The following is a 19,641-nucleotide window of genomic DNA, read 5'->3' as shown; positions in this document are numbered from 1 at the left end:
AACAGATTCTAAAAATTACTTATATGCAAGGGACATTCAATTTTCCGATTTTATCATGGATAACTTTCCTTCCGGTTCTGGGGATTCTAATTATCCTTTTTATTCCTAAAGGAAAAGATGAGAAAGGAATAGAATTATCGTCGAAACTGATTAAATGGACGAGTGCTGCCATTACGTTTATTCAGTTGATTTTAGCCGTTATCATTTACGTCAACTTCGACTCCGCCAAGATGGGTATAAATGATGCCGCTTCATTTCAGTTTGTGGAGAAATTAAGCTGGATTCGTGCCAGTTTCCCGCTAATTGGTGATCTGAATATCAATTATTATATGGGGATAGACGGTGTGAGTGTCCCGATGGTATTGCTGACAGCACTGATATCTTTTGTGGCTATATTCCCGTCGTTTAACATAAAAAAGGCTGTGAAGGGATACTTTGCCATGTACCTTCTGCTCGATCTGGGTATGATGGGTGTTTTCTGCGCACTGGATTTCTTCCTGTTCTACATCTTCTGGGAACTGATGTTGTTGCCCATGTACTTCCTGATAGGAATATGGGGCGGACCGCGTAAAGAATATGCGGCGATCAAGTTCTTCATCTATACACTGGTTGGTAGTGTTTTCATGTTACTGGTGATGATTGGTCTGTATCAGAGCACCGGTACCTTTGATATTATTACCATGATGAATCCGGAAGTATTTAAAGCCGGATCGATATTCGGAGGCACTGCGACGACCATTAGGTATATAGCATTCATGGGACTGTTTATCGGATTTGCCATCAAGGTACCGATATTCCCGTTCCATACCTGGTTGCCTGACGCCCATGTTGAGGCACCAACGCCTATTTCAGTGATATTAGCCGGGGTACTATTAAAGATGGGTGCTTACGGTATGATCCGGATTGCCTTCCCGATCTTTCCCGATGCCTTTGGCTATTTCCAGAATCTGATAGCCTGGATCGGTATGATCAGTATTGTATATGGCGCATTGTGTGCTCTGGGGCAGCATAAAGTTGGAAAACGGGACTTCAAGAAACTGATTGCTTACTCTTCCGTAAGTCACATGGGTCTGGTTATCCTCGGATTAGCTTCCATGCGTCCAGAAGGAACGGTAGGTGCCATCTTCCAGATGTTTAACCATGGTGTGATTACTGCCATGCTCTTTATGATTGTAGGTGTAATCTACGACCGGGCACATACACGCGGACTGGACGATTTTGGCGGTCTGGCCAAAAAGATGCCGGTTTACACAGGCGTGATGGCCATTGCATTCTTTGCTGCCATCGGGTTGCCTGGATTAAGCGGCTTTGTATCTGAGGTACTTGTATTTCTGGGCGCCTTCAGGTCATTCCCGATCCTTACCGTAATATCAGGTTTAAGTATCATTCTGGGAGCCGGATATATGTTGTGGGCATTACAGAAAATATTCTTTGGGGAACTGCCTGAGAAATGGAAAGGTCCATGGGATCCGTCAGGAAAAACGTATAAAACGGATGACATTAATGCACGGGAACTGGTGGCACTGATCCCGCTGGCTATTGTTGTTATTTTCCTTGGAATTTATCCAATGCCTGTGCTTAACTTAATTACAGGTTCAGTAAATCACTTTATCGACTTCATGAAGCCGTTTGTTTTCATCGGAGGTCTTTAAAAACAACTTAGATTTTACCAAATACTGAATACAAGATGACAGATATATCTTCTATAACGTCTGAACTGATAAAAAGTGTAAGTTTCTTTAAACCGGAAACAACACTGACTGTCGGCATCATTCTGGCCATACTTCTGGATCTGATTTTTAAGAAACCCAAACAAATTGCAGGCTATTTTGCCCTTGCTGTTCTTGTGGTAACAGGCTATTATCTATTACAGCAATCGGGTGCAGAAATTAAGACATTCCGAAGTCTGCTGGTCATTGATTCCTTTGGAATTTTCATGAAACTGATTATTCTCATTACCACGATCATCGTGATGATTTTCTCGTTCCTGTCGAAGGAACTTGATCCTAAAAACTCAAGACTGGGTGAATATTTCACGTTGATTCTGGGTATGGTGTTTGGTATGTTTCTGCTGGTGGGATCTGCCAATCTCATCATGATTTATCTGTCGATCGAGATCATGAGTATCAGTTCCTATATCCTTGCGGGTTATACCAGAGAAATACGACGTGCATCTGAAGCTTCACTAAAGTATGTGATTTTTGGTGCAGTATCGTCAGCAATCATGCTTTATGGAATATCTATACTTTTCGGACTGGCAGGAAGTCTTAATTTATTTGATATCAATCAGCAGCTTATTTCCGGAAATCTTAATACAGTACCGGTAATCGTAGCCGGAATCATGATTATTGCAGGTTTCGGGTATAAAATATCTGCCGTACCTTTTCATTTCTGGACTCCGGATGTGTACGAGGGAGCACCGATAACCATTACTGCGTATTTATCTGTAGCATCAAAAGCTGCGGGTTTTGCCGTAATGCTGCGCTTCTTTAAAACAGCGTTTGTTGATGCATCTTTTGTGTCTGAAAGCTGGCATCTGATTGGAAACTTCGACTGGCATGCGGTCATTGCAGTGTTATCCATTTTAACCATGACACTGGGTAATCTTGTGGCATTATGGCAGGATAATATGAAACGCATGCTGGCTTATTCCAGTATTGCACATGCAGGCTACCTTTTAATGGCAGTTTCCGTCATGAATAACACAGGTGTATCTGCAGTGATGATCTATTTTGTGTTCTATATGATCATGAATCTGGGAGCTTTCTTCGTTGTGCAGATTATTGCGGATAAAACAGGATCAGAGCATATGTCAGATTATGCAGGATTGGGGCATAAGTATCCTGTTATTGGAGTTTGTATGACCATCTTCCTGGTTTCATTAACCGGTTTACCACCTACAGCCGGATTTATAGGTAAGTTCTATGTATTCACGGCTGTGATTAAAGGCGGCTATCTCTGGCTTGCTGTAATCGGTATTCTGAACAGTGTGGTGTCGTTGTACTACTACATGAAAGTGGTTCGCAACATGTATCTGCGTCAAAGTGATGCGGTAACGGATAAAGTAAGGTTTTCCCCTGTCTCTGTTGCTGTTGTTATTGCATTGGCCATACCAACCCTGATCTTCGGAATTTATTTCTCGTCACTTGTAGACTGGGCAACGCATTCCATCGGTATTTTTATAGGGTAGAAATACACACAACATTTTAATGAAGAACTTATTTTGGGCAGTGAACTGTTCAGAATAAGTTCTTTTTTTATCAAATAAACAGTAAAACCTCTGTCTTATAAAAGATAAATATTTGACTTTTTCCTAAAATCTTTAGTAATAATTTGAGAAAAGTATCATTTTTCGCTACTTTTATCAAAAAATTACTAAAGTGAATGCAAAAGAATATATCAAATACTTATTATCAGTAGAAGATTATTCCTTTTCGCTTGAAGAAATAGCAAGGGAAACTGATGGCAACAGCACTTCATTAAAATTTGAATTGCTGAGGCTGGCAGAAAAGGGAGAGATTATTAATCTTAGAAAGGGATTTTATTTAATTATTCCTCCCCGCTTTTCTTCTATACAAAAACTGCCAATTCAGCTTTATTGCGAGAAACTTTTCAGGTATTTAGACCGGAACTACTATATAGCTCTTTTTTCCGCAGCAAAATTTCATGGGGCCGGACATCAGCAAGTTCAAAGAGATTATGTTGTAACCGAAGGGCCTAAATTTAAAGATATTTCAAAAAACAATATTGATATTCGATTTTTTACAACAACTAATTCAGCCGATAGAAGTATACAAACCAAAAAATCTGATGCCGGCACTTATAAAGTATCAAATCCTGCCCTGACAATTGTTGATTTAATTCATTATCAAACAAAGTTAGGTGGAATTAACAGGATACTTGCAAATATTGAAGAATTGTCAGAAGAATTAAATGAATCGGATTTGGTCGAACTTTTAAAGTGGTATCCCAATAAAAGTACATTACAAAGATTTGGTTTTTTGTTGGAAGAACTTGGGATTATGAAAGACCTTCAGGAATTAATATTCATGGATCTAAAAAAAACAAGTTTTTTTCCGGTTTTGCTGAGCCCAAAATCAAATGAAAAACCAGGAGCTGTAAACAACAGGTGGAAAGTCGTTATTAATACCACATTAGAGAGGGATCTATGATACCCAAACCATATATAGCAAAATGGCAACAATATGCTCCGTGGAAAGAGTTTGCACAAGTTGAACAGGATTTAATCATATCCAGAGCTTTGGTTGATATCTTCTCAGATGAGTTCCTCAGAGAGAATCTTGCATTCAGAGGAGGGACGGCACTACACAAGTTATACCTTAAGCCGGCTCCCCGTTATTCTGAAGATATTGATCTTGTGCAGATAAAACCGGGTCCCATCAAACCTATTATGGAACGGTTAGGAGAAGTAATTACTTTTTTTAAAGAAGACAGACAGACGGAAAACAGAGGGCATGGAATCAAAGCATTGTATCGTTTCACATCAGAATATGAAGAAATAAGAATGCGACTTAAGCTTGAAATCAATTGTAAAGAACATTTTAATGTACTTGACTGGGTAGATTATCCGTTTGAAGTTGAAAATGAATGGTTTTCTGGTAAAGCACAAATAAAAACATACAACATAAACGAACTTTTAGGAACTAAACTCAGGGCATTATACCAGAGAAGCAAAGGGCGAGATTTATTTGATTTAGATTATTCAAGACAAAATATTAGGTTGGACTATGACCAAGTTATTTCCTGTTTCAGTAAGTATACACAGTTAGTAACAGGTAAAAAACCACCAAGCAAAAAGGAATTTTTAATAAACATTGAAGAAAAGGAAAAAAGCCCTGAATTTATAGGAGATATTGAAGGTCTTTTGAGAACGGAGATTAAATACAATCAGGGTGAAGCCTTTAATTGGCTAAAAACAGAATTAATAGAAAGAATATAAATGACAAATGTAATATCAACATTACAATTCCAGTGGATTTTTTCTTAAGTGATTTTTATACAAGGAAGGGCCTCACGTCTGTGAAGCCCTCGTTGCTTTTTAAAATGTTATTTTTTCTTCCATAAATGTTCCATATCTTCAAGCGTTTTGCCTTTGGTTTCGGGAACCATTTTCCAGACGAAAATCAGTGAAAGTACGCTCATTGTACCATAAAACGCATAGGTCATGCCACTGCTGAATTCCATCATGGCAGGGTAGGTGGAAGATATCAGGTAGTTGGCCGTCCATTGTGCGGCCACCGCAATGGCTACTGCTTTTCCGCGGACTTTATTCGGAAAGATCTCCGAGATCAGTACCCAGGTGATTGGTCCCCATGACATCATAAACGAAGCCGTGTACACTATAATAAAGATCAGTGTTCCGATGCCAATAACCTCAGCAAAGGCCAGTCCGCTGATGGCAAACATACCGATAGCCATACCGACTGAACCAACCATCAGCAGGGGTTTACGTCCCCATTTATCAACAGTAACGATAGCAATGACGGTGAAAATGACATTTACGAGCCCCATAACAACCGTTTGAAGCATTGAAGCATCTTTTCCGGCGCCCATACTTTCGAATATACGTGGTGCGTAATAAAGCGCTACGTTGATGCCTACAAACTGCTGAAAGACTGATAGCAGAATACCAATAAGGATTACAATCTTACCGTAAGAAAAGAGTTTGGCAGAAGATTTTTCAACAGTGCTTTTAATGTCCTTAAAAATTGCCTTTGCTTTTTCCTTTCCGTTGATGCGTTCAAGGATTTGCAATGCTTTTTCATCATTATGGCTCAACGCCAGGTAACGTGGTGTTTCGGGAACCATGAATAACAAAATGCCGAATAGGCCTGCTGGAATGGCTTCAGATAAAAACATATAACGCCATCCGGTAGAGTTGATCCAGTCAATTGTCTGGCCCTTTGCAATACCCCAGTTTACGAAATAAACAACCAGCATCCCGAAGATGATTGCAAACTGGTTAAAGGAAACCAGTCTTCCACGGATGTTCGCAGGTGCAATTTCGCCAATATACATTGGAGAGATGGCCGAAGCCAGACCTACGCCAATACCACCAATAATGCGGTAAAAGTTGAACATATAGAGCAGCCCCATCGTTGCCACACCCTTTTTGAAAAAGAATGCTTCCGGGTAACCGGATCCCAGTGCAGAAATAAAAAACAATACAGAGGCAATCATCAGCGATTTCTTACGTCCGAAGCGGGATGCAAGAAGCCCGGAAATGGCTCCACCAATGATACATCCAATGAGTGCACTGGATATGGTTGCTCCATGAATCCAGGAACTCAATCCCTGACTGGTGATCAGAAAGGCCTGGACCGATTTCTCTGCACCGGATATCACCGCGGTGTCATAACCGAATAAAAGACCGCCAAGTGTTGCAACCAGTGTGATCGCAAAGACAAAGCTTGTATTCCCTTGAGATTTGTTCATAATTTTCAGATTAGTTGTTAAAGATTAGCAGTTGAAGCTGATTACCCCTAAATCCCCTAAAGGGGACTTTAAGCCTCTCTTTCAGGAGAGGTTTGGAGTGGGATACGTAATATTTTTTGTTACAGCCTCAATCTATTAGATATACATATTAATCAGTTGCTCAAACATTTCCTGTTTCCCGCTGAGCTGTTTGGGTTCACCTACTTCTTTAGCAATGGCATTCAGGTCTTCAAGAGACAGTTTACCTGCTTCAAAATCGGCACCTTTCCCTGAATCGTAAGACGCATAACGTTCTTTTCTCAGTTTCAGATAATCTGATTCCTTCAGAATTTTATCAGCGATAAGCAGTGAACGGGCAAATGTATCCATCCCACTGATGTGTGCGATGAACCGGTCTTCGGCATCTGTTGAATTACGGCGCATCTTTGCATCGAAGTTAATACCACCATGTGTAAAACCGCCGGCGCTGATGATTTCCAGCATTGCTTCTGTGGTTTCATAAATGTTGGTCGGGAATTCGTCGGTATCCCATCCGTTCTGGTAATCGCCTTTGTTGGCATCGATAGATCCTAACATGCCTGCATCGGCAGCCATACGCAGTTCGTGTGCAAAGGTGTGGCCAGCCAGGGTGGCATGGTTTACTTCGATGTTCATTTTAAAATCGTTGCTTAAGCCGTTTTTAGCCAGAAACCCAAGGACGGTCTGTGTATCAAAATCATACTGGTGTTTGGTTGGTTCCATCGGTTTGGGTTCAATCAGGAATGTGCCTTTAAATCCTTGTTTACGGCCATAATCTTTGGCAATAGTTAAAAACTGACCAAGATGATCCAGCTCCCGTTTAGTGTTGGTGTTCAACAGGCTCATATAACCTTCGCGGCCACCCCAGAAAACATAACCGGTCCCACCCAGGGCAATCGTAGCATCAATGGCATTTTTAACCTGAACAGCAGCGTTTGCCAGCACATTAAAATCCGGGTTTGTTGAGGCACCGTTCATATACCGGGGATTTGAAAATACGTTCGCAGTTCCCCATAACAGTTTAACACCCGTGGCTTCCTGACGTTCTTTGGCAAAATCAATCATCTTTGCCAGGCGCTGTTCAATTTCAAATACCGAACCATCACCTACCACATCGGTATCGTGAAAACAGTAGAATTCTGCGCCCAGTTTGGTGATAAACTCAAATGCAGCATCCATTTTGTTTTTGGCTGCTTCCATCGGATCAGATGCGCCAACCCAGGGGAAAATTTGTGTTCCGGGACCAAACGGATCTCCACCGTCACCACAGAAGGTATGCCAGTAAGCCACTGCAAACCGCAGGTACTCTTTCATGGTTTTTCCACCTACAACGCGGTCGGCATTATACCATTTAAATGCCATAGGATTTTTTGAATCCGGACCTTCATACTTAATTTTGTTGATGCCCGGGAAATACGCTTTGTTACCTTTAAATACTGTCATGATTTTTTATTTTTTGAGTTATAATTTTTGTGATAATATTGATTTCCAGTTGTAGTAAGCCGTGATGTAAGCTTCTTTGTTGGCTGTATCGGGCTCAATTGTCTCCAGTTTTGTCAGGTTGTTAAATGCTTCTGACGCATCTTTAAAATACCCTGAACCGATTCCGGCTCCCCGGGCAGCACCGATGGAGCCATCTGTGTTATAAAGTTCTATGGCTGCACCTGATATGCCTGCCAGCGTGTTACGGAACAAAGGACTCAGGAACATGTTGGCTTTTCCGGCTCTGATCACTTTGGCTTCAATACCAATTTGTTGCATAATTTCCATTCCGTACATAAACGAGAACACGATGCCTTCCTGTGCGGCACGGAATAAATGGGCACTGGTATGACGGTTAAAGTTCAGACCCGAAATCTGAGCACCTGTATCTTTATTATGCAGAACACGTTCCGCTCCGTTGCCGAAGGGCAGAATTACAACACCATCAGACCCGATGGGAACCGATGCAGCCATGTGATTCATTTCTTCGTATGAATATGCCTTGTTGCCTGTGTTCTTGTTCAGCCACGCATTCAGGATACCTGTTCCATTGATGCATAATAATACGCCTAGTCTGTTCTGTTCTTCGGAATGATTGACGTGCGCAAAGGTATTTACCCTTGATAACGCATCGTATTTCACTTCATCGCTGACTCCGTAAACGACGCCCGAAGTACCTGCTGTTGTGGCAATCTCGCCCGGATTCAGCACGTTTAACGAGAGGGCGTTGTTGGGCTGATCACCGGCACGGTAACCGATTTTTATTCCGGGAATCAGGCCAAGTTCCTTGGCTGCTCTTTCTGAAACGGTGCTTTGAACCGAAAAAGTTGGAACGATATCGGGTATGAAATCCGGGTCAATACCATAATGATCCAGTAGGGCAAAAGCCACTTTATTTTCTTTAAAATCCCACAAAATCCCTTCGGATAAGCCACTCGCTGTGGTGTTGATGATGCCCGAGAGTTTCATGGCAATGTAATCGCCCGGGAGCATCATTTTGTAAATGCGCTTATACAGTTCCGGCTCGTTGGATTTGACCCATTTTAATTTCGAAGCGGTAAAATTACCCGGTGAGTTCAGGTAACACGACAAACACTCTTCTGCACCCAATTCTTCAAATGCTCTGTCACCGATGCCTGCAGCACGGCTGTCGCACCATATAATAGATGGGCGGAGCACATTTTGATTCTTATCCACCAACACTAATCCATGCATCTGATAAGAAATACCGATGGAATTAATAGTTTTCGGATCAACACCACTGGTCTGCATCACATCTCTCAGAGCCAGTTTCAGGTTCTCCCACCATTGTTCCGGTTTCTGTTCGGCCCATCCGGGCTGTTTGGCAATAATCACCATCTCCTGTTTCGGGTAAAACGAGCTAGCAACACAATTGCCGCTTTCGCCGTCAATAAGCGAGACTTTAACCGATGAACTTCCAATATCAAATCCTAATAAATGCATGTTGTTTAAATAAAAAATCCAATGTCTTTTTTGTGTTTATTAAATAATTTCGGGTCGAACCGGAAGAGTTGTGCCGGTTTATGACTCACACCAGTCTCTTTTTCCTCCAGTGGTACAATATATTTAAGATTCCGAATCTTTTTTCTGAAATTCCGGCTGTCGAGTTCCCGCTCAAAAACAATCTCGTAGAGTTGCTGCAATTGCCGTATAGTGAATTTTTTAGGCAGGAGTTCAAAGCCGACCGGATCGGTTCGCAATTCACGCTGAACCTCCTCAAAAGCCCTCTTAATGATAGCATCATGGTCGAATATCAGATGGGGCAGGTGATCCACCGGAATCCAATGGAGGTTTTCTGCCACATCTTTTGGTTCACTCTGGTCTATTTTTACAAGCGACAAATAAGCCAGTGTAATTACACGGTCAATCTCCATGGATGTGGTATGCTGCAGCCACATCAAATCGTTTGGTGACTTTATCCTGCCCGGCGTTCCAAAAACTTCAAACTGTTTTAAAAACAGCCTGTCCCTGCCGGTATAATTATTTAAAACCCTGAAAGCTGTATCCTGTGGACTTTCATCATTACCGATCATATCTCCCGGTAATTTGTATTTACCCGAAAGCTTTCCGGGATCTTCATGCGGTAAAATATCCCGCTCAGCCAGCAGAACATGTAACTTTGATCCATCGAAACCAAGGATGACACAATCAACCGATATATGGGAGAGAAGCTTCAAAACTGTTCAATTCTGGATGCAAATATATCTGTTTTATACTTAACGTACATTGTACGCTAAGTTAATTATTGATATGCGTCTGCAGATTTTTCTGAAAGGTTGAATATAAAAGCATTACAGCAGATATGTTTTTCAACATAATGGATTATTTTTGTTTTGTCTGTTCAAATAATTTAAGATTTTGTGTGTTAACAGAGCAAAGATGATTTTTGGTACAGTATTTGATTTTATAATTGCGGATAGAACGATATCTGATTTGACATACCTATTAATGAGGGATGTATATAAAATTATAATTTGTTTATTAATCAGGTAACTGATATTTTTGTTAAAAATTAAAATCATGAGAACTAGAATTGCATTATTGACTTTATTAACAGGCTTGTTGTCTTTCAGCATAAACGCCCAGACCTTAGATGAACATCTGAAGAAAGGTGTGGCCTACATGAACCAGACCCAGAACGAAGAAGCATTGGCAGAGTTTAAACAGGCCATTGCCATGGATGAAGATAACGCTGCAACACCGTTGCTTTATTCCTATGCAGGAATATGTGCCAAGGCTGTTGGAAAGGATAATGAAGCCAAGGGCTATTTTCAGACTTCCATCGAAAGGGGTGTTGATGACAGTGAGGTTTTTAATCTTTTGGGCGACATTTGTCGTGATCAGGATGATGTGGATTGTCAGATAAAGACGTATACAAAAGCCATGGAGGTTTTACCTTCCATGTCGCAGGATTATGGCGAAAAGCTGGCATATGTTTACTATAATGCTAAAAAGTATCCGGAACTTGAAAAGTTAACATCAGAACTGTTGAAAAATGCGCCGGATAATCAGAAGCTGATGCGCCTTAATGCCGTTTCGTTACAGAAGAATAAGAAGATAAACGAGGCAAAAGCCGTTTATGAGCAGATCCTCGAAAAAGATCCGGATGATTTATCTGCCAATGTATTCATGGGGAACTACTATTACCAGGTTGGTAAATCAAAACTGGATAGAGAAGAAGCAAGCTATAAGAAAATAGATAACCCGGACAGGGTACAATGGAGTAATTATCAGAAAAAATGCAAAGTTATTCTGGATGATTATTACAAAAAAGCTGTCGGTTACCTTGAGAAAGCCTATGCACAGAAGGAAGATCCTAATTTGAAAAAACTGCTCTATGCAGCTTATTTTAAAATGGGAGACAGAACAAATACAGAACGTTTCAGAGATCAATAATTTAATAAAGATAAGGAATTATGAAGTTTACAAAAGCGCTACTACTTGTATTAATTACAGTATTCACAGCAGTTTCATGTCAGTTTTTACCGAAGACCGGTAGTAATGATAAATCGGAACAATCGGGTGAAGCTGGAGGAGAGAGTGATAACGATACCTTTAAGATTCATACCAACTACTATCCGGACGGTAAATCTGTAAGAGAGAAGGTTGAGATTAAAAAAGTCATGAAAGATGGCAAAGAGACCTGGGTTAAACACGGAAGACAATGGTCTTACTACCAGAATGGCAATTTGCAGGCAGAATTTAACTATGTAAATGGTAAACGTGAGGGGATTGCACATCAGTATTATGGAGATGGGAAGTCACCTTATATCGACTGGTCCTACAAAAACAGTAAAAAGGATGGCATCAGTAAAAAGTATTACCGTTCGGGTCGCGTAATGGCTGAAATGCCTTACAAAAGTGACTTTTTAGGTACCGGTTCACAGGATTATGCCGATGATCAGGAGCATACCCAATTAACCATGCCCGAATTAAAGGTCTGGGCTGATGACCAGAGAAGGTACAAGGGTAAATATACCGTTTTTGCCAAAGTAGAGGATAAATTCGGAAAGACCGTACCTAAGGTTACATTTACAGTGGGTCAGCTGATACCAGCAGACGGAAGATTGTATGAGAATCCAAACCTGAAGGAGATTGTGACTAAAAATAATGTAGCCTCGGTTACTTATTATGAAGTGAACGGATTTCCGCCATCTGTTACGGTCAATGCCCGGTTCTCATCCAGCAAAGGGACTCCGGTACTGTTAAGTAAAACAATTAAAATCGATTAATACGATTATAATATTAAAGAAAAAGGAGCTACAGAAATGCAGCTCCTTTTTTTGTTTTATTGTGTGGATATTAATATGTATCCCACATTTATTTTGCTTTTTCTTTAACATATTCCACAAACTGATCCATCGTTTTAAAATCCTTTTCCTTTTCACAGGCAGAGGTCACCCAGGTTGCAAGGTATTTTGTGGGTTTTGATATCAGCATATACTGTTTTTCTGCCTTGCTAATGCTGGAATAATCGTCCGGATTATAAATGATGGCCCCACCGATATTAAGCTGATATGCAGCCACATCTTCGGGATGCATACCCCAGGTACAGATATAATTTTCACCCTTTGCTGTTTTTGTTGTAGGAAAGTAGTTGATACCGGTCAGAAATTCTACCGGTTTATCGCATAATGCAAAAGCTTCCACTTTGGCCTCTCTGAAACCGGAGAATACAGTTACCCTGATCAGGATATCTACAGAATCACCTTTATAGGGTATTCCTTCAGAAAGCATCTCCATTTGTGAAAAATCGGCCTCCTTTCTAACGCGGGCAATGCGATCTTTAACAGGGTTCAGAAACAGCTCTTTTTCCCCATCCCAAAGGCGTACACCACCGAGACCAACTGTTTGTCCTACTTTGTACTGATCCGCACCCCAGCCTTCCTTCTGCTGTTCCGGTGTCGGATACCATCCGGCTTCAGCAAGCTCGAGTCCCGGACGGGTTTTATTGTATACGTCTATCGCGCATTTATAATCAAAGTAGAGCCTTAGTCCAATCCATTCATTTTCAACGGCAGGTCCGTGGTGTTCCACCAGTTTATACATATCACCAGTTGGAGATACAATCTCTTTAAACTGTTCACCGCTCCCTTTTTTACTCAGGCTGATATCCGTTTTATTCTGGGCTGCGCCAGCCACAAAAATCGCACATAGAAGAAAACCTGTTACTATTCTTTTCATATTATATTATTTTGAGTTATCGTTAATTCTGATCAGGAATTGTGAATCCTGAATTCTAACTCTAAAGATAATAAAAAACGCCGATGTGAACAGTGATGCATGAATCTGTCAAATTATGTATCAAATTCCTGAGTTATGCGTCTTTTTAATATCTTTGATTTTTAAAAACAGAAGAAAATTTAAACAGATGAAATTAAACTATCTATTGATTTTACTGGCAACACTCATGTTTGCCGCATGCGATAAGGATCACAGCCGAATGGACGACCAGGAGATACAGGACTATCTGGATTCACACAACATTACCAATGCTCAGAAAGATGCATCCGGCATTTACTATGTTATGCACGAAGAAGGCGAAGGGATGCATCCTTATTACTATACTACAGTTCAGATAATGTATAAGGGATATTTAACCAACGATAATGTCTTTGATAATACCCATGAAGATAACATCTATGAAACCAGGGTGGATAAATTTGTTAAAGGATTTCAGATTGGATTACAGAAAATGCGGCCCGGAGGAAAGGCTACTATTTTTATTCCGTCACATCTCGCGTACAGTTCTGACGCAAGATTTAGTAATTCAGATGAATTAGCAGATATTCCCAAATGGTCTGTACTGATTTTTGATGTCGACCTTGTTGGTTTTAAGCAATAGCTGAACATAAAAGATAATACACACTTTACGGCATTTAGTTTTTTTAGCGAAGTAAAAATTGTAAATTAGCTATTCGTACAGTTAAATAAAATGATTATGGAAAAACAATCTCCGGCAATACCTGACAGTGAAAAACTTGTGGTAGTCTGGTCAAGTGGTGAGCGTGAAGTGGCGCTTAGAACAGTGCTCCTGTTTACATATAAGTCAATAACCCAGGGTTGGTGGCAGGAAGTTACGCTTATTGTCTGGGGGCCATCAGCCAAACTTCTGTCTGAGGACAGTCTAGTAAGAAACTTTCTCCAGAAGAATATTGACAGCGGTGTTAAAGTACTGGCATGTAAATCATGCTCTGACGATTATGAAATTACTGAAGAACTGACCGGAATGGGAATTGAAGTCCGTTATGTCGGGGAACTTACCACAAAGTACATTAAATCGGGAAGACATGTTGTAACCTTTTAACACACCATAATACGGCATAGAAAAGGGGATGTACGGTCAGTGCATCCCCTTTTCTGTATCATAACATTAAGGCTATTCCTGGTTATTGAAGGTATAAACCAGACCTACACCAAGTAAATTCCTGAACTGAATTTTAGGTGAATACTTTGTACCGCCTGAACCATCCGGAACCTCAAAACGAATATCATCATCGTAAATCATTTGTGTATTGATGTTTACAGAAAGATACTTGTTGAACTGGAAGGTTAACCATAATTCCCAGTCCACATCAATTTTATTCAGATGTTCATATGCACCGAACAGGTCCAGCCTGGTTTTCAAACCAAAGCCTTTAATCATATCAGGATGATCATAGATGATCTGGGCCAGTGCACCAATTTCAGTTTTTATATTATCCCGCCATGCCAGGCCATAAACTTCAGTCGCTTGCAGGATTGTTCTGGCAGAATCCATAAAAAACGGATCCGGTTCGATGACTTCTCCTTCCAGTTCAGACGGAACACCATCAGGGAATTGCAGTTCAATAGCTTTATTCTCAATCTTTTTGTCGTAATATGCTTCCTTTACAATGGTTGTTTTTTCAGAAAACGGAGAAAAGAAGATTTTCAGCCTGTCATCACCAAGGTACTCAATACCTACTGAGGCTGTCAGGTAAGCCGGAGCAAAAAAGTCAGAAACCAGTATCTTGTTGGCCTCATATTTAAAACCCTCTGTAAACTGTGTTTTAAAATTTAATAAAGCAGTATAGCGCCATTTCTCACTGAATCCGTTTATACTGTATTTTGAAAGGACGTCAATTTTATCATTCATTTTCCGAACCCCCTGATCGCCCTGCTGCAGAAGGCCATAGCTAAGGTCAATTGTATTATCCCATTTTCCTTTTTCTCCTGCCCAGTTCATGTTTAGAAGACCGCGCCAGAGTAGAGAGTTCGAATTGTCACCACCGGCTGCCCAGTAGTTTCCAAAATAGGCATTGGAATAGGTTATGCCGGTTTCACCTTTTATGGTCCATGGTTTTTTTTCCGCTTGTTCATCCTGTGCAAAAGTTGAACCGACAACAGTGACAAGACATAGTAGTAAAAAGAGCTTTTTCATGTTTCAACAAGTTTTATTATGGTTATTGATTTAATTCGTTATTAAACACCAATTGTAAATAAATTGTTCGTTGTCCTCACAACCATTTTCTTCGTCTGAAATAGAGCAGCATAATACCGGCAACAACAATCATGACTCCCCACATGATAAAATAGCTGTACTTATAGTGTAACTCAGGTAAATAATCGAAGTTTGTTCCATAAATCCCGGCCAGAAACGTTAATGGGATAAATATGGCTGCAAAAATCGTCAATACCTTCATCACATCATTCGTCTTATTTCCAATGAGTGTATTTAATATATTCAGCTGATCCGAATTCATGGTATAGTAAATTTCGAGTGCCTCCGTGGATTGTGTAATCAGGTCATCGAGGTCTTTGAAAAAGGACTCCGTCTTCTTGTTCACTAAACGTGATTCGGAACGCAGCATGGAATTTGTAATTTCTTTAACAGGGCGTATTGCTTTTCGAAGATAATTCAGTTCTGTTTTAAAGGTATAAATGGATTTGATAATATCCGTATTCGGATTTTCAAAAATTTCTTTGTCAAGAGCTTCAATCTTTTCGCCGATATATTCAACCGTATCAATGTATTTATCGGCGATGTTATCCATTAGGGCAAACAGAAGGTAGTCACATTTCATATTTCGTAACCTGCCCCTGCCGTTGCGCAGACGTTCTCTTACCGATTCAAAATAGGTTCCCTTTTTCTCCTGAAAAGAAATAAGATAGTTATGTCCAAGGATAAAGGATACCTGATCTGTAAACAGTTTCTGGGTTTCATCATTGTATCCGACAAATTTCATGGCGACAAACAGATGGTTCTCATCTTCTTCCATTTTGGGGCGCTGATCAGTATTCAGAATGTCTTCCAGAAACATGGTATTGATCCCGAACTTCAGCCCGACTTCTTCAATCAGTTTGGTGTCATGCAAACCGTCAATATTGATCCAGTCTATCACATCATCTTTGATCTGTACCTCTTTGATCTGATCAATTTCTTTCTCTTCAAACGTATTTTTATCGTAACGTACCTGCCTGATAAGTGGTTTATCTGTCTTCTTTTTACCAAGAAAAATAAGGGATCCGGGAGAGGAACCCTGTGACTGTTTACGGGTTTTTAAAAACCTTGCCATTATACTATATCAATTTGTTTATGCGAGTTAATAAATAAAACTGTTCCAAGGTCGTCGTATCCCTGAAACACCTCTTTCCCGATATGTTTCAGCATATCGTCATGAAAGCCGACCATGGTCAGTGCTGCCTCTTTCGATCTCTCGTTAATAATTTTCTTTATGCTTTCCTGCTCCGGTTGTGTGATGATTTCAATATTTTTTGTTGTTATCTGTAATCTTCCGTTTTGAACCAATTGTTCAAACTCTGTTTTAGATTTTTCCTCTTCACCCTTTTTACAGATCTCAAATAACCTGATGTTTGACTTATGCCAGTCAGGATGAGCCATAATAATATAACTCAGCATGATCATCAGGTTAGAGTTTTCCTCGTCCGTTGCCCTGATCCATACATGTATTCCCTTTTTGGGATCCATGGTCCGGGCTGAACTTCCCAGGACACAGACGTCAAAATTACCACTACGGACAAGGCCGAAATTTTCAACGATGGCATCCAGGTTATCCGGATTGTTTTTTTCAAATTCCAGGATGACCATGTTGTTTTCCATACCGGAAATTCCGGGCACCTGAATGGCCTGTGCAACAGCAGTGGTATAGGACGGACTGATCATAGTGTCGATGTATACCTGGTTGGATTCGCTTTTAAAGCGCAGTATAAGCTGATCCAGTTCCTTCTCGGCCTGTTCATGTGTTTTTCGTGAATAATAGCCATGAATAAGGTGAATATAGGTTCCGAAACCAAAGCGGTAAGAAATCCAGTTGAGCAGATCGAACGCGCTGTCCCTGTTGAAGGAATCATCGGATATGCATATTGCACTGGGGCGCCATTCTGTTTTTTTCTTTTTGCGTGAGTTTTTCTGAAGGTAGACCTGTAGATTCCGGTTCAGCTGAAATAGAGCATTGGAAAAAATCGCTTCCAGGCCTTTTCTGTCGCGGTGATAATAGTTGATTCCGATATAAAACAGTATAATGATTAATGTTGCGAGTATGGCGTATAAAGGATCGATCATAAACATCACCCAAACAGAAATGACAAACCCGATAAGCGACAAACCCCAGCGGGAACGGAATGATGGCCGGTAAGAAGGTGAAGCTCCGAAATGGTTCAGAAATGAAATAAGGCTTAATGAACCGTAGGTAACCATGAAAAACATGGAGATGATCGATGCTACGGTGTTTACATCTCCTAATGCAACAAAAATCATGGCTATGATGCAAGTGACCAGGGTAGCATTAAACGGTTCCCCTTCAGTGCCTTTTCCCCTGGCAAGAAAAACATTCATGCGTCGTGAAGGAAAGGAGTAATCCCGAGAAAGCGCCTGAAGCGTTCTGGGCGCCACCATCACCGATCCTATGGCAGAAGAGATGGTGGAAGCAGCAAGACCTATTGGAACAGCAATCGCTCCTCCGATAGCGATTCTGCTCATAATCAGCTGATCACTCATCATATCTTCTGCGGATGCTGAAATAGCCAGTTTATAAACCACAAAAACATAAAATACCATGCCAGTTAAAGTGGCTGCAACGGTACCCAATGGTATGGATTTAGAAGGGTTCCTGAGTTCCCCGGAGAGCCCAACGCCGGCGGTCATTCCGGTAAAAGCAGGAAATATAATGGCAAAAACCATAAAAAACTGGTCGGTGTTTCGTAAGGTACCTTCAAATAAATTATAAGAGTGGTTTTGCTGAAATTCTGTGGTTCCCAGGAAAAAAAGCAACAACGACACAAAAAGAATGGCAACAACCACATAAAGCGTTTTCACACCCAGATTGGCTCCTTTTTTCAGAATGACCAGCGAAAGCAGGAGCATGGCAGGGACGCTCACCACCTGGCGGGGTAAGTCCCATCCCCATTTTTCCTGGACCATATTAAACAAGGGAGAAAATGCTTCCGTGAAGGCAATGACATAAAAAGCCACACTTATAGCCTGTGAAAGGTAGAGGGCAATACCGATGGTGGCACCGATATTCAGACCAAACGATCTGGATATAATAAAGTACTCGCCACCACCTTCCACACGTTTGTTTGTCGCAATTTCAGAAAGTGCCAGGGCAGTAGGAATAGTCACAAGATGCCCCAGTATAATGATTCCGATAACGCCCCAAAACCCCATGGTTCCAACAGCCCATCCGAATCGTAAGAATAAAATCGCTCCCAGAATAGTTGAAATGGCAGTAAAAAAAACAGGTGCCGTTCCAAACCCCTGTCTTTTGTTATTTTCTTTCGGCATACATCAGTTATTAGGATTCTAAATTTAGAAAAAATATTTTTAGTTACGTAAATTATTGTAATATCCGGTTGAGGATATATTGCGTCACACAGAATTTAATTTTGTGTTTTGATCTGTCTTTTTTAACCTTTGTAACAAATCAAACGATAATGAATGAATATGCCATATGCGAACTCAGTGTTGTACCGGTCAGATCAGGTGCGAGCGAGACATCCGAAATGGTAACCCAGTTACTGTTCGGTGAAACGGCAAAGGTACTTGAGGTGAAGGAAAAATGGATTAAAGTTGAACTGACGCATGATCGTTACACCGGTTGGGTAGATCGCAAGATGCTTCATCCTGTTTCGGGTGATGATTTTGAAATTCTGACTAAAGAAGAATGCAGGGTTCTATCTGTTCCATTTGCAGAAGTGATTACACTAAAAGGGAGACAGGTCATTCCCATGGGATCCTACATGCGAAAAAGCCTGTTGCTCAATTACAGGAAAACCGACGTAGCAACACAAAAAACAACCATAGAAACACTGCCTGAACTTGCACAGTCACTGCTCAATACTCCTTATTTGTGGGGCGGAAGAACAGTATTTGGCTTAGACTGCAGTGGATTGGTTCAGATCCTTTTCAGGCTTGCCGGAGTTGAACTGCCACGCGATGCAAGTCAGCAGTTCAGACTCGGTAAAAAGGTTAAGAACATAGAGAACATACGCCCCGGTAATCTGGCGTTCTTTGGAGAGAAAAATAAAATTACACATGTCGGCCTCATTCTGGATAAAACGCATATAATACATGCATCAGGATGGGTGAGAACAGATACCATTGACGCCATCGGGATCTATAATGAAGATTTAAAAGATTATTCACATAAACTGATATCCGTAAAACGAATAGCTTAAATGTTA

General features: G+C 40.8%; 17 protein-coding genes. 9 read left to right on the top strand and 8 right to left on the bottom strand.

Going from position 1 to position 19,641, the window contains the following annotated elements; translation table 11 throughout:
- Positions 1-23 precede the first annotated feature (23 nt).
- The 4 genes from ACE1EF_RS07840 to ACE1EF_RS07825 all read left to right on the top strand — a co-directional run bounded on the left by ACE1EF_RS07840 (position 24) and on the right by ACE1EF_RS07825 (position 4,960).
- Entirely contained in the window at positions 24-1,652 is a 1,629-nt protein-coding gene (locus ACE1EF_RS07840; RefSeq protein ID WP_375720085.1) for a complex I subunit 4 family protein, read from the top strand.
- Between the two features lie 35 nt (positions 1,653-1,687).
- Entirely contained in the window at positions 1,688-3,190 is a 1,503-nt protein-coding gene (locus tag ACE1EF_RS07835; protein ID WP_375720084.1) for an NADH-quinone oxidoreductase subunit N, read from the top strand.
- 190 nt (positions 3,191-3,380) lie between these two features.
- Positions 3,381-4,172, top strand: coding sequence for a type IV toxin-antitoxin system AbiEi family antitoxin domain-containing protein (locus ACE1EF_RS07830; RefSeq protein ID WP_375720083.1), 792 nt, complete (start codon positions 3,381-3,383; stop codon positions 4,170-4,172).
- A complete protein-coding gene (locus tag ACE1EF_RS07825; RefSeq protein WP_375720082.1) occupies positions 4,169-4,960 on the top strand; it encodes a nucleotidyl transferase AbiEii/AbiGii toxin family protein in 792 nt (263 codons plus the stop codon). The genes ACE1EF_RS07830 and ACE1EF_RS07825 overlap by 4 nt, the downstream gene beginning before the upstream one ends.
- A gap of 107 nt (positions 4,961-5,067) precedes the next feature.
- Here the strand turns inward: ACE1EF_RS07825 and xylE are convergent, their stop codons facing one another.
- From xylE to ACE1EF_RS07805, 4 genes are all read right to left on the bottom strand, one after another.
- Positions 5,068-6,456, bottom strand: a complete 1,389-nt coding sequence (gene xylE / locus ACE1EF_RS07820; RefSeq protein WP_375720081.1) for a D-xylose transporter XylE — start codon at positions 6,454-6,456, stop codon at positions 5,068-5,070.
- Positions 6,457-6,591: 135 nt separating this feature from the next.
- Positions 6,592-7,917 (bottom strand): xylose isomerase, encoded by a 1,326-nt coding sequence (gene xylA / locus ACE1EF_RS07815; protein ID WP_375720080.1) that lies wholly within the window; start codon positions 7,915-7,917, stop codon positions 6,592-6,594.
- An 18-nt stretch (positions 7,918-7,935) separates the two neighbouring features.
- Positions 7,936-9,420: a xylulokinase gene (locus ACE1EF_RS07810; RefSeq protein ID WP_375720079.1), complete on the bottom strand. Its 1,485-nt coding sequence runs from the start codon at positions 9,418-9,420 to the stop codon at positions 7,936-7,938.
- Between the two features lie 5 nt (positions 9,421-9,425).
- Positions 9,426-10,154, bottom strand: a complete 729-nt coding sequence (locus tag ACE1EF_RS07805) for an NUDIX hydrolase (RefSeq protein ID WP_375720078.1) — start codon at positions 10,152-10,154, stop codon at positions 9,426-9,428.
- 343 nt (positions 10,155-10,497) lie between these two features.
- Here ACE1EF_RS07805 and ACE1EF_RS07800 point away from each other — a divergent pair, with 343 nt between their 5' ends.
- Positions 10,498-11,373 carry a tetratricopeptide repeat protein gene (locus ACE1EF_RS07800; RefSeq protein WP_375720077.1) on the top strand — a complete coding sequence of 292 codons (876 nt, stop codon included), beginning with the start codon at positions 10,498-10,500 and terminating at the stop codon, positions 11,371-11,373.
- 20 nt (positions 11,374-11,393) lie between these two features.
- Positions 11,394-12,209, top strand: coding sequence for a toxin-antitoxin system YwqK family antitoxin (locus ACE1EF_RS07795; protein ID WP_375720076.1), 816 nt, complete (start codon positions 11,394-11,396; stop codon positions 12,207-12,209).
- Between the two features lie 88 nt (positions 12,210-12,297).
- Here the strand turns inward: ACE1EF_RS07795 and ACE1EF_RS07790 are convergent, their stop codons facing one another.
- Positions 12,298-13,161: a DUF4861 family protein gene (locus ACE1EF_RS07790; RefSeq protein ID WP_375720075.1), complete on the bottom strand. Its 864-nt coding sequence runs from the start codon at positions 13,159-13,161 to the stop codon at positions 12,298-12,300.
- Between the two features lie 187 nt (positions 13,162-13,348).
- Between ACE1EF_RS07790 and ACE1EF_RS07785 the strand changes: the two genes are divergently transcribed.
- Positions 13,349-13,822, top strand: a complete 474-nt coding sequence (locus tag ACE1EF_RS07785) for an FKBP-type peptidyl-prolyl cis-trans isomerase (protein ID WP_375720074.1) — start codon at positions 13,349-13,351, stop codon at positions 13,820-13,822.
- Positions 13,823-13,918: 96 nt separating this feature from the next.
- Complete coding sequence (locus tag ACE1EF_RS07780) at positions 13,919-14,284, top strand: DsrE family protein (RefSeq protein ID WP_375720073.1); 366 nt, start codon at positions 13,919-13,921, stop codon at positions 14,282-14,284.
- Between the two features lie 72 nt (positions 14,285-14,356).
- Here ACE1EF_RS07780 and ACE1EF_RS07775 read toward each other — a convergent pair whose 3' ends face one another.
- The 3 genes from ACE1EF_RS07775 to ACE1EF_RS07765 form a co-directional block, all read right to left on the bottom strand.
- A complete protein-coding gene (locus ACE1EF_RS07775) occupies positions 14,357-15,379 on the bottom strand; it encodes a DUF3078 domain-containing protein (protein WP_375720072.1) in 1,023 nt (340 codons plus the stop codon).
- A gap of 76 nt (positions 15,380-15,455) precedes the next feature.
- Entirely contained in the window at positions 15,456-16,514 is a 1,059-nt protein-coding gene (gene corA / locus ACE1EF_RS07770; RefSeq protein ID WP_375720071.1) for a magnesium/cobalt transporter CorA, read from the bottom strand.
- Positions 16,514-18,742: an amino acid permease gene (locus ACE1EF_RS07765; protein ID WP_375720070.1), complete on the bottom strand. Its 2,229-nt coding sequence runs from the start codon at positions 18,740-18,742 to the stop codon at positions 16,514-16,516. Before ACE1EF_RS07765 ends, corA begins: the two co-directional genes overlap by 1 nt.
- A 149-nt stretch (positions 18,743-18,891) precedes the next feature.
- Between ACE1EF_RS07765 and ACE1EF_RS07760 the strand changes: the two genes are divergently transcribed.
- A complete protein-coding gene (locus tag ACE1EF_RS07760; protein WP_375720069.1) occupies positions 18,892-19,635 on the top strand; it encodes a C40 family peptidase in 744 nt (247 codons plus the stop codon).
- Positions 19,636-19,641 lie beyond the last annotated feature (6 nt).

This window comes from Quyinboa sediminis, from assembly GCF_042219855.1.
Taxonomy (GTDB): domain Bacteria; phylum Bacteroidota; class Bacteroidia; order Bacteroidales; family UBA5342; genus JBHJHP01.
This window is presented reverse-complemented; position numbering and strand designations above follow the sequence as displayed.